General features: G+C 46.4%; 12 protein-coding genes and 3 pseudogenes. All 15 read right to left on the bottom strand.

The features are described 5' to 3' along the window. Positions 1 to 1,163: M81 family metallopeptidase (locus AC1DWN_RS18045; protein ID WP_477560292.1), on the bottom strand; the 1,163-nt coding region annotated here is incomplete at its 3' end. 203 nt (positions 1,164 to 1,366) lie between these two features. Beyond that, positions 1,367 to 1,612: a hypothetical protein gene (locus tag AC1DWN_RS18040; RefSeq protein WP_477560291.1), complete on the bottom strand. Its 246-nt coding sequence runs from the start codon at positions 1,610 to 1,612 to the stop codon at positions 1,367 to 1,369. A 55-nt stretch (positions 1,613 to 1,667) separates the two neighbouring features. Further along, positions 1,668 to 2,582: a fumarylacetoacetate hydrolase family protein gene (locus tag AC1DWN_RS18035; RefSeq protein ID WP_477560290.1), complete on the bottom strand. Its 915-nt coding sequence runs from the start codon at positions 2,580 to 2,582 to the stop codon at positions 1,668 to 1,670. A gap of 42 nt (positions 2,583 to 2,624) precedes the next feature. After that, a pseudogene (locus tag AC1DWN_RS18030) lies at positions 2,625 to 2,729 on the bottom strand (short-chain dehydrogenase); the annotation flags it as partial. 4 nt (positions 2,730 to 2,733) lie between these two features. Next, a complete protein-coding gene (locus AC1DWN_RS18025) occupies positions 2,734 to 4,050 on the bottom strand; it encodes an aspartate aminotransferase family protein (protein ID WP_477560289.1) in 1,317 nt (438 codons plus the stop codon). 86 nt (positions 4,051 to 4,136) lie between these two features. Continuing rightward, positions 4,137 to 5,873 carry a dihydroxy-acid dehydratase gene (gene ilvD, locus AC1DWN_RS18020; protein WP_477560288.1) on the bottom strand — a complete coding sequence of 579 codons (1,737 nt, stop codon included), beginning with the start codon at positions 5,871 to 5,873 and terminating at the stop codon, positions 4,137 to 4,139. 23 nt (positions 5,874 to 5,896) lie between these two features. Beyond that, positions 5,897 to 6,283 (bottom strand): SDR family oxidoreductase, encoded by a 387-nt coding sequence (locus AC1DWN_RS18015; protein WP_477560287.1) that lies wholly within the window; start codon positions 6,281 to 6,283, stop codon positions 5,897 to 5,899. Positions 6,284 to 6,299: 16 nt separating this feature from the next. Beyond that, positions 6,300 to 6,671: an SDR family NAD(P)-dependent oxidoreductase gene (locus AC1DWN_RS18010; RefSeq protein WP_477560286.1), complete on the bottom strand. Its 372-nt coding sequence runs from the start codon at positions 6,669 to 6,671 to the stop codon at positions 6,300 to 6,302. Between the two features lie 839 nt (positions 6,672 to 7,510). Next, positions 7,511 to 7,732 carry an S-layer homology domain-containing protein gene (locus tag AC1DWN_RS18005; protein WP_477560285.1) on the bottom strand — a complete coding sequence of 74 codons (222 nt, stop codon included), beginning with the start codon at positions 7,730 to 7,732 and terminating at the stop codon, positions 7,511 to 7,513. A 3-nt stretch (positions 7,733 to 7,735) separates the two neighbouring features. After that, positions 7,736 to 7,948, bottom strand: coding sequence for an S-layer homology domain-containing protein (locus AC1DWN_RS18000; RefSeq protein ID WP_477560293.1), 213 nt, complete (start codon positions 7,946 to 7,948; stop codon positions 7,736 to 7,738). Then, positions 7,940 to 8,020, bottom strand: a pseudogene (locus tag AC1DWN_RS17995) (S-layer homology domain-containing protein); the annotation flags it as partial. The gene AC1DWN_RS18000 and the pseudogene AC1DWN_RS17995, both read right to left, overlap by 9 nt. 12 nt (positions 8,021 to 8,032) lie before the next feature. After that, complete coding sequence (locus tag AC1DWN_RS17990) at positions 8,033 to 8,596, bottom strand: hypothetical protein (RefSeq protein ID WP_477560284.1); 564 nt, start codon at positions 8,594 to 8,596, stop codon at positions 8,033 to 8,035. A 264-nt stretch (positions 8,597 to 8,860) separates the two neighbouring features. Then, a pseudogene (locus AC1DWN_RS17985) lies at positions 8,861 to 9,154 on the bottom strand (transposase); the annotation flags it as partial. Between the two features lie 287 nt (positions 9,155 to 9,441). Continuing rightward, the gene (locus AC1DWN_RS17980; RefSeq protein ID WP_477560283.1) at positions 9,442 to 10,407 is read right to left on the bottom strand and encodes an aldo/keto reductase; all 966 of its coding nucleotides are present in this window, start codon (positions 10,405 to 10,407) and stop codon (positions 9,442 to 9,444) included. Between the two features lie 95 nt (positions 10,408 to 10,502). Continuing rightward, positions 10,503 to 11,710: glycoside hydrolase family 36 protein (locus AC1DWN_RS17975; protein ID WP_477560282.1), on the bottom strand; the 1,208-nt coding region annotated here is incomplete at its 5' end.

The following is an 11,710-nucleotide window of genomic DNA, read 5'->3' as shown; positions in this document are numbered from 1 at the left end:
GTCATATATTCGCCAATATGCTTATAATTCCCGTCAGATAACAGACGGATTATCCCTCGAATGAGAACTGGATCGCCGTGCAGCTTATCGCTCTTCCCGCCAATCTCGGATTCGAGAATCGCTCCAACACCTAGGCGATGTGCTTCTAGTACGGCGTTTTCATCACGGATAACAATGAGGCATGTTTTCGAAGCATCAACCAGGTGCTGCAACGTATGCGTAGCATCCCCTGGTCCGCCGCCTCCGACATTGTCTGAGCCTTCAACTAGTATAACTGGTCCTTCCGTCAATGCCATTGCATTGGAGAATGCCTCTACGACTGGCGTATCTAGATGAGTTAGCTGCTCGCGGCTGTTCCAAGCCATCTGACACAGCTCATCCGCGTACTGCTCCGCTARCACTTGATCGCCATCAGTCGTAACTACAAACGCCATCCCTGCATCAGGGACATCGCTGTAAGGAAAACCTCCGGCAACCGTTATAGATAACACTCTCGGGTCACGCTCAATGGCAAATGCCCGCTCCATAATATCCTTGAATGCTCCATCCTCTTCAGTCATCATCGTCTGAGGAACAATGATCATCTGCGGAAACTTAAGCGCACGTACTGGCTTAATGTTTCCTTTAATTGTATGGATAAGCAGTTGGGTAGCTTCTCTGGCTCTTTCATACGCATCAACATGAGGATAAGTATCGTAGCCAACTACGATTTCAACATGGTCAATCATAAGTGGTGTAATTGTAGCATGTAAATCCAATGTTAGGGCAACAGGTACATGTACCCCGACCTTATTGCGAATCCGACGCAGCAGCTCACCTTCGAAATCAAGATAATTTTCAGAAACCATCGCTCCATGTAAAATGGCGACGACCCCGTCGGCTGTAGTATCTATCGAATTAATCAGAGCATCCAGCAGCGTATCCGCTGTCTCCGCCGTTACCATCCCGCTCGGCACTGCTGAAGTGTAGAATCCGGCTGCAAGCTCCGCACCCGCATCTTTGACCTCATCTACAACGCCGCCCATCGATGTACGGGTACCCGTATAGCGATAAAGGAAGCTTTCATTGCCAGTCACCCACTCATGGGTAAAATCTCTTATTTCTGTTATTCCAGGTGCGAACGTATTCGTTTCATGGATCACACCTATAACTGATATTTTCATAGCCGCTTGTTCCCCCTCATCAATACGATAAAAGATTATTTTCCAAGCTCATGATTACGTATAATTCTGATTGGCTGTCATACTCCAGCACCTTCCGGGCAGCTCACTACGAAACATCTCAACGTTGCCATGATCAGAGATCGTCACATAACAGGTGCGGCCATCGGGTCCACCAAAGGTAATGTTCGTACAGTTTTTACCTATTAACTGAATCTCTCGCAAAACATCTCGCCCGCTCGATTAAATCGGATTCCTGAAGCCGTGCTTCCATCAGGTAATTCAACATATACACTGCACTCGCCTTTAGGTGTAACCCTACCAATTGTATTCGACCGCTCAAACTCTACCGCATACAGATTGCCTGCTTGATCGCAAGCGGGCCCTTCAATTCCTGCGGTGAAGCCCGAGGGTGCAGTAATCGCTCGGCTTACATACAATTCGTTACTCATTTTGTCCATCTCCTTCTCACTTTTGTAACGATAGATCCAGGTGGAAGTACTCGCTTTACCTTTTCCATTCTGAACGACGATCAGGAGTTTCCGCAATAAATCGATTGGTTAGTTGACCTAGTTTCTCTATAGCAATCGTCACCTCATCGCCCGGTTGAAGATATACCTGTTCATCCAGCGGCTTGCCTAGAACTACGCCTTCCGGTGTTCCCGTCAAGATAATATCTCCGGGCACCAATGTCATGTGCTGGGAAATATAACTAACAATCTCAGAACAGTAAAATATCATATCCGAAGTGTTCGAATGTTGTCTGACCTCGCCGTTAACAGTTGTGCGTACGCTCAGTTGATTGGGATTTCCAACCTCATCAGCCGACACCAAATAAGGACCAAGCGGACTAAAATCATCACAGGTTTTACCAAGCAGCCATTGCTGCGTTCGCAATTGCAAATCCCTGGCAGACAAATCATTCACAATTGTGTATCCATATACGTGAGCCAAAGCCTGATCCTGCGGCACATACTTCGCTTCTTTTCCGATTACGATTACTAACTCAGCTTCGTAATCCATCTTCTCAGTAACACGAGGAATCCCGATGTTACAAAGGTTTCCGGTAAGCGTGTTATTGAATTTGTTGAATAAGATGGGCACCTCAGGGTAAGGAGCATTTGTTTCATCCGCATGTTTTTTATAGTTCAATCCTACACAAATCATCTTGTTCGGACGGGTTACGCAAGGTCCCCATTCCAAATCACTTTCTTGGAGCCACACATCCTCGTTCATCTGAGCCTGGTTCGCCAGAAGCTCCAGTTTAGCTATCGCTTCGTTGCCTCCTTGAATCAATTCCATGTCGCATCGCGGAGCATTCCCACCATATACAGCCAGTGCGCCTAAAACATCAAGCACACGTTCTCCAACCTTCATTCCTAACGCTGATTGGCCCTCTTTTATAAAAGTAAGTGTTTTCATTTATTTCCTCCGTTTTTAGGCATTTTTTCCGAAAGTGGCTCCTCAATCAATATAAAGCGACGAACCCATCATAAAGGACGAATCGTCAGAAGCTAGAAAAAGTTCGGTTTTGATTATATCCTCCGGGCGTCCAAGTTCACCGCAAAGCCGTTTATATTCGAGCAACCGCACGCTCTAGAGCTTGCAGTGTTGCAGCAATTTCTGCATCTCCGTGCACCGCGGACACATACCAAAGACCATTAGGACGAATGAGCACACCTTCATCAAGCATCAGTTCTGCCAAACGGGCATATTTCGCTCCGTCACGCTTGTTGAATGAGACGAAATCTTCTACTCTTTCTTGCTCTGTAAACATAAAGTGGAAAACCGGTCCTAATTGATTAATAACCCCAGGAATACGATGATCCACAAGCACCGATCGGATGCCTTCGACCAGCTTGCTCGCTATTTGCTCCATCTGTCCATAAATCGCTCCATCGTCCTTACCCAGTTCATTCAAAATAGTCAACGCTGCCGCCGTCGATACACAGTTGCCGTTCAATGTTCCGAGGTGGCTGACCGTTCCGTTCTCAATCAGTGACATAATTTCTGCTTTACCTGCAACTCCGCTAATTGCTATACCACCGCCCATCGCCTTGCCTATGGTAACCAAATCAGGTTTAATACCGAACTTGCCATGCGCTCCCCCAAGCCCTAGCCGGAATCCGGTAATAACCTCATCCATAATCATGACTATACCGAGCTCCTCAGTCAGTTTACGCATATGCTGTAAATAACCTTCCTTCGGCTGAATACATCCAGAATTGCACATGATAGGCTCTGTTATAACGGCAGCTATTTCGTCTTTATGGTTGCGCAAAGCTGTTTCCAGCGCATCCTTATCATTCCAAGGAAGCAGGATTACTTCTTGCAGACTGATCTCACTTTGTCCCCCGGTTCCCGGTTGCACGGCATCATTGGATGAAGCCTTCATCCCGGCAGATTGTCGCATGTCTGAGCTTGGAAACGATGTAAAAATGGTATCCGACCAGCCATGATAATGTCCGTGGAATCGGACAATCTTCTGTTTGCCAGTATGGGCACGCGCTAGACGCAATGCCAACATCACTGCTTCTGTACCGGAACCGCTCAACACAACGCGATCTGCACATGGCAGTATTTCCGTAAGCAGCTTCGCAAGCTCAATCTCTCCGGTATGCTGCAACCCATAAGTAGCACCTGAGCTCATAGCCTCAGCCACACTTTGAGTCAGAGCAGGATGTGCGTGTCCCAGAATAAGCGGCCCATAAGCAAGCAGATAATCGATATACTCATTGCCGTCCACATCTTTAATACGCGCACCGTTGCCGGATTTCGCGAATAAAGGCGTCGGCTTCATCGCTGCGCGCAGCGATGAAGCTACTCCGCCTGCCAAATACTTTTTGGACTGTTCATACAATTCAGTCGAGGTTTGATAATTTTTAGCCATAAGTAGCCCTCCAATAAGTTCAAGTGTTAGTAATAAAATTCAAAATATGAGCTTATAAGTCACATGGTTATCCCTGCTAATTACTATTAATAACTTGAACATGATCCGCCTTCGAGAGCAGGTCTTGCCAGCTTCGTGTATTGTCCGAGTATACCCTTATGAGAAATGACCGGAGCTGACCAGCTTAGCATACGCTTTTCAATAATTTCCTTGATCTCCGCTTGCGTGCGTTCCACACCCTCTGTTCCAACAATATCTATTCTCCTATTAGGAATATCAATCAGAACCAGATCATTATTAGCAACAACCGCAATCGGTCCGCCATCTACAGCTTCAGGTCCCATATAACCAACACAAGGTCCGCGAGTTGCGCCCGAGAATCGACCGTCTGTTACGAGTGATGTTGTATGCGAGAGTACAGGATCAGATGCGATAAGCTCCGACATGAAGAACATCTCCGGCATTCCAGTCGCTCGCGGTCCCTGATATCGAATTATAATGACATCACCAGGTACAATAACCTTATTTACAACTGCATCTACTGCTTCTCTTTCCGTGTCATATACCTTTACCGGTCCTTGATGCACCATCATAGATGAAGAAACGGCCGACTTCTTAATCGTCGCTCCTCGTGGAGCTAGATTACCAGTCAGTACAGCAAGTGAACCTTCCGACTTCAACGGCTTGCTGATCGGGTAAATGACATTCCGACGATTCAACTTGTAATTCGCTAAGAACATTTCGGCAAATCGCGGCATTTCATTTTTGCGGTATTCTTCAAGGTTTTCCCGCAATGTCTTTCCTGTCACTGTTAATACATCAAGATGTAGAAACTGTTCAAGTTCAAGCATTACCTGCGGCACCCCGCCTGCGTACCAGAACAATTCCGTCGGGTATTGACCTGCGGTTTTCGTATCCACGAGCACTGGAATGCGTCGATGAATCTGATCGATCTCCTGTGCTTCCAGCGGCACGCCGATTTCACGAGCAATCGCGATCAGATGCATGACAGCATTCAGCGATCCGCCGATAGCGGAATGAACCATAATCGCATWTTCGAATGCTTCGCGCGTTAGAATTTTGGAAGGCGTAATCTCTGCCTGTACAAGCCGCATGACTTGTTGTCCAGCTGCCCGTGCTGCTCGACTGATCTCAGCATTCGTCGCCGGAATAAGAGCTGACCAAGGCAATGCCAATCCCAAAGCTTCTGCCATCACCTGCATAGTTGCTGCAGTACCCATATATTGACAAGCCCCACAGGTCGGACAACATGCTCGCTGGAATGCCAAAAACTCTTCCTTCGTCATTTTCCCCTGGTCTACTTCCACGCTCATATGCCATAACTCTTCATTAGATCTCATGCACGGGCCTGCGCCCATTGCACCTCCAGGCACATGAATTGCCGGAATATTAAGTCGAGCAATGGCCATTAAATGAGCAGGAACCGCCTTATCCCCTGCCGATGACAGTACCATCGCATCGAACGGTGTTGCCAGAGCATGAATTTCTACCATCGAGGCGATCATATCTCTTGATGGTAGTGAGTAACTCATTCCATTATGCGCCTGAGCTATGCCGTCACATATATCTGTAGTTGTATAAATCGCAGGCTTACCGCCCATCTGGAAAACGCCTTTCTCGACCTCGCTGATCAATGCGTCCAGGTGGTAAGAGCTGGGATGGCTCGCTCCGTGAGTACTCTCGACAAGCACTTGAACCTTATTCAAATCTTCTACCGTCCAATCCATAGACATCCGAAGAGCATCACCTTCAAAGCTAATTTTGCGAACTTTCTGACTTTCTAAATTGCTCGTGTTCTCCATTTGAACCCTACTCCCCCATAATTTCAATAAACTTCTGCTGTTAATCCACCATCAACAAACAAGTGATTTCCTGAAATAAAAGATGCATCGGCCGAAGCGAGGAACACTAGTGTCTTAGCAACCTCGTCAGGCTCAGCAATTCGACGTAGTGGATAATGTCGATATACTTCCTCCCGCGCTTTAGCAGGATCAGGCTGAAAATCGAAAAATTGCTTAACCATCGGTGTTTGCACATCTCCGGGACATATGCAGTTCACCCGAATGCCATATTGTCCATAGGAAACAGCCATGGACTTAGTCAGGGCAATGATTGCCCCTTTAGTAGCACCGTATATAGATAGATCTGGGTCACCAACTACACCTAGCACCGAGCTGACCGACAATACGACACCGCTTCGTTGTCTCATCATGATGGGAAGTGCATATTTACACCCCCAAAAATACACCCTTCAAATTCACATTAATCGTCTGATTGAAATCAGCTTCCTCATATTCATGCAATGGCCCCATAATTTGAATAGCTGCATTGTTAACCAGAACATCAAAGCTTCCGAATTGGTCGTTCACTAAGGCAACTGCCTGTTCCATCTGCGCAGCGTTACTAACATCCGCATGAATAGCTATACTTCTTCCACCGGCCTTTATAATCGAAGCCGCTACGCGCTCGGCCGCTTCTTGGTTATAATCCAAYACGGCAACCTGTGCTCCTTCAACTGCGAATTGGTGCGCKRTTGCTTCKCCTAGACCCTGCCCGGCACCTGTTATCAGTACAGATTTCCCCTCAAGTTTCCCATTCAAAAACTCCCCACCTCGGCTCGCGTTAATGATTTTCCATATCTTACAAACATTATAATTCAACAGTGTATGATTGTCTACAATGTTACAAAATCATGTTTGTAATATAAAATAGTAGTAGAGTTATTCTTTCATCCATTGCTTTGTCTCCCTATCAAACAGGGAACTACCCCTTTTTCTTTGACTATCAGTAGCTGTATTTACATTCGAAATAACTTTCTAGAGACCAAAATTGGGGAAATGTTCACGAGTAAGCACTTCTGTGTCCTCAGCCTTATTAGCGATGTCTGTTAGTTTCAATATTTGTAATTAAATCAGAGAGCAAAAGGATAAGCTGTGATTCAGTTTCAGAATTTGAAATTAATCGCTGAATTTGCTTGATCTGAGCCTCCTTTTGGTGATTTAATTGCAAATTCTGAAATTAGCTCGTCTCAAATTCCATGATAACCCACGATAGTTTCACAAAGTGAAACTAAGTTAGCTACACTTCCGAGCCGTCAGACGAACAGGTATTTTCATGGAGATAGGTATCAACAAACTTGGGCATAGAGGCAGAGTGACAGATGGTGACATAGAGATAGAGATAGACATAGAGATAGAGTTGAAGATATGGCAGTAGTCGTGGAACAAAAAAAGATAACTCCTAAAATCAGAAGTCATCCGCTGTTTGTATAAGTCTAGAAACTAATGTAAACGTCTGGCTCTCCCGCCCACTACGCCGAAGTCGTTCGTCTCGCGCAGATAAATAAACAACTTTATAAGTGAATACTGTGCCTAGCTTGGCTAGCCGCGCAAACATAAATAGAGCCCGTGCGAAATGCCACGGGCTCTTGACAAGCCGATTATTTATTCACTTGCTTATTCAAATAGTTATAAATGGCTTGTGCTGCTTCAGCACGATTAACAGAGAACTTCAGCGTAAAATTGTTATTACCTCGTCCGATCATAATATCCATCTCTGCCAAAACTTGAGTTGCTTCTTTGGCCCATGGAGAAATTTGCGTGTCATCCGCATAGCTATGTGATAAAGCAGACTGTAGTGCTTCCTTGGTCTGCCATTCCACAGCTCACTTCAGCATGACCGCCATCTCCTCGCGTGTAATTGCCGGATGAGGGGCAAAGCGATTGTTGCCTTGACCATTGCTCAATCCCGCCTGTGCAGCAGTATTGACTGCGCCTGCAAACCATGCATCAGCGCTTACGTCTGCAAATGTGCCGCTTCCACGATCCGCAAGCCCCAGCGTTCTTACCAGTATTGCGGCGAACTCAGCGCTCGTTATCTCGCGGTTAGGCGCAAAAGTTATCGTTGACGTGCCTTTCAGAATCTGTCTGGCAGCAAGCTCGCGAATGGCTTCCTGCGCCCATTAAACCTTGGATAGATCATCGAATTTCTTCACAAATACCAAGCCCGCTACCCGGCCTCCCTCCAGGAATTGGACGGTGATCCGACCGTCGGATACTCCATCCTTCAAGTAGACAAGATCTCCGTCCTCTCCGATTCGATAAAGATGGTAGTTTGCTGGTTTTTCCGAGAATGGCCAGGAAAGCGTCAGCGGCATGCTGAATGGCTTCGCTGCTTGCTCATTCGCGCCTAGCTTCCATTTTACCGATACTTCCCACACTTGATCCAGCAAAGAAATATCGGCGTTATGCTTGCTGGCGGCAAGCGAAGCAAATCTTTGGCCTTTCACCTTCACCACTGTTTTCAGTTCGATCGTCAGCTTATCAGGCCCGGCCGCTTCGGCGGACTTCAGCAATTCATACACCCATTCGGGGCTAAGCGTGAGCAGAGCGTCGCCTTGTTGAATCGTAAGCGGCGTATGTTGCTGTTGAAGCTGCTTGAGCAGATCAAYCGGGATGATTGCCTTCTCCTGTCCTGCTGCAAGCGTGATTTTAGGTTGATCCGACGCAATATCCTGCGACTTCACAACATACTCGCTTGAAGAGGCGCCTGATTCTTGAGCGCCTCCCGCATTTTCTTCGCCAGTGGATGGCCCGACGGCTCTACCGAGTTAGCCGTCCACTTCCCATGCGCCGTCAGTTGCCCGTAATAGCCAAATCGAAGTTATATGCAGTTGTGTACGTATCGTCCGTATACCAGCCGCTGAACGTATAGCCCGTCTTCGTCGGATCTTCGGGCTTTGTCGCTTCGCTCCCGTGGATGACGGTTTGTTCCACCACCGGCGTGCCCCATCTTCTGGCGTCATATCTAAGAAGTATTTGAGAGACATGTCATATTTGGAGCGTTCTACGACATCCATATCTGATAAATCGAAGATTGATTTCAGCAATAAATATTTGAACATACGTATGGGCGGCACGGCATTGCGACCATTATCGAGACAATATTTATTCTGTAATTCTTCATGGACGAATGAAAAATCTACTTGGTCATTAATTTGACGTAACATATTATCTAACGGCACAACTATATCGTAAATGGCCATAAATGGACTGAGATTAAGGGTTTGTTGGTTTGAGATCATCCGAGACTCCACCTGAAATTAATAGTTTAATTATACAAGAAAATAGGATACCCTTCCTCAAAAAAATCGAGGAAGAGTATCCTATTTTAGATTTCGGACTTTTTCAGTGGCCTCCTCCCACAGCAAAAGCTTTTGTTACTGCTTTACTATCATGAATGACGATCAAGCTTTTATTCGGTATAGCCACTAAATGCTTCAACAAATTATAAATGAGCGGAATATACGAAACTATTTGCCAATCTTGCTTTCCTTGACATCTATTGCGGTAATTCCGAAAAGCTATATAATCACCCATGTTCCAAGTAATAAACTTGATCAGGGCTTAAGCTCACACCAAGCACTTTCAGAGCATCTTCAACCTGTTCAAGCGAATTGCTACCGATAATCGGTACGACAGGAAAAGGTTGACTTATTAAATAGCCAAGCACGACTGAAGAGATGGAAATATTCAATTCCTCGGAAACTTCCACTGCACGTTCCATTCGCCCTCTGTTTGCCTCACTAAAATAAGTATCTTTCACCGCGTCCTTAAGGGACTTGATACCGCCTACGTGTAATTTCTGAAAGAAACCTTTCGCTTGCGAAGTGAAGGCGAACACGGTCAAACCCGTCTCTTTGTAAAACTCGTGCCCTGCCTTGTCCATTGCGACTGTTGTAGGATCCGATGCTGCCACTTTGTTGATATCCGCCAAACTCCACTGAATCTGACTCGCAACGAAAGTGTGCAATCCATTATTCTTGGCATACTCAGCTGCTTCCCGAATCCGGTTAGGCAACCAGTTAGAGCAACCGAAATAACGTATTTTCCCCTCTCTAACCAATTTATTGAGTATGTTAATAATATCGCTAACCGGCCTGTTCACATCATCGCGATGAAGCCAATACAAATCAATCGTATCCACYCCAAGACAGTTCAGGCTCTCCTCGACGTCATACCTAATATCCTGACACGTAAGACGTGGCACATTCATCGTTGCCAGATCCGGATGGGCACCTTTCGTGGAAATCAGAACCTTCTTCCTGAGACCACTCTTCCTTAGCCAATTCCCTACCGTTCTCTCGCTTTTTCCATGACCGCCAGGCAACCAATCGGCATAAACCCTTGCCGTGTCAATCCAGTTGCCTCCGCCTTCAACAAATCGGTCAATTATCCGCAAGGAAAGCTCCTCGGGGATTGTGCTTCCGAAATCAGCTGTTCCTAGCGCCAAGGAAGTGAAATTAAGATTGGTTCCTGGCATTGTTGTAAGCTTCATGGCTATTTGCCTCCTACTCTTTATATTTGCCGTGAATGAGCGCTAACAAAAAAATCTATGAACAGCCTCCCGGCATACGCTGAGAGGCTATCCAATCACTGCAATTCAAAAATCCTTGCAGTGAAGTCCGAAGGAAGCGAAACGGTTAGTATTCCTTCCGTTTGATTCCAATTCCAGTTGCAGTCCTCGCGATTAGGATAGCCGCAATGTACGGATAATTCCTTGCCTTGGAATCCACGAATAGGAAGTTTGACATCCTCCACTCCACTCTGCAAACGCCATACAGCTAAATAGGTTTTCTCAGCGCTACGCAGTCCCATGCTTAGCCAGGAATCTCCATACTTGGGTAATCCGATCGGCCAGAAAGGTAGGGCCTGTGGGATTTGTTCCCGAATGCTCTTATAGTAAGAAATCCCATCGCGTATCAATTCAAACCGATTGGACTGGATTTCAGCTAAATGACCGCTTTGATGTATACGCATGAGCATGCTATTGACCATATTGAAGATGACTTCTTCTTCGTCGCCTTCCTTAAGTGGATAAGACCAAGCAGCTGACTGCTCAGGTGTTACCGCTGTTGGAGCTGCAGCGCTTATCGCGGCAAACTTGCGATAATCCGTCTGATCGCTTATCGATTGCACGCTATGTCGGGCTAGCAAAGCATAGTCCATACGCATGCCACCACTACCGCAATTCTCAATTACTAAATCAGGATAACGAACGAATACCCGGTCGAGCCAAGCTAAGTATGCCCGGTTATGTTGGAGCAATCCTTCTCCGAAGCTATCCGCATCAACTTCCGTACCGATTCCCGCATTAATGTTGTAGTCCATCTTGATGTAACCGACCTTATAGTCCATAACCAATCGATCGATCACTTCATCGGCATATTGCACCACATCAGGGTTACGATAATCCAACTGGTATCTGCCATGATCAATAACTCGTTTGCCGTGACGCACGAAAAACCATTCATCCGGAACTTGATTCGCCAGAGGGCAATGAATGCCCATAACCTCTAGCTCAAGCCATAACCCCGGAATCAAGCCTTTAGCCCGAATATAGTCGAGCACTTCCTGGAAGCCCCCAGGAAACCGCCAAGTTGAGGGTTGCCAAAGACCGACATCACTCCACCATTCCCCGTCCGCATACCAGCCAGCATCGATGCAATAGTATTCGCAACCTGCTTTCGAGGCCGCATCGACTAAGGGTAAGGTTTTCTCTGTCGTCGGATCGGCCATCAAGCAATTCATATAGTCGTTGAAGATGACTGGTAGCTTCGCATTATCTGCATTCGGGCGAC

It is taken from the genome of Paenibacillus sp. P4_A7 (assembly GCF_056402455.1).
The sequence above is the reverse complement of the archived record's forward strand: the minus strand, read 5'-3'. Positions and strand labels throughout refer to the sequence as shown.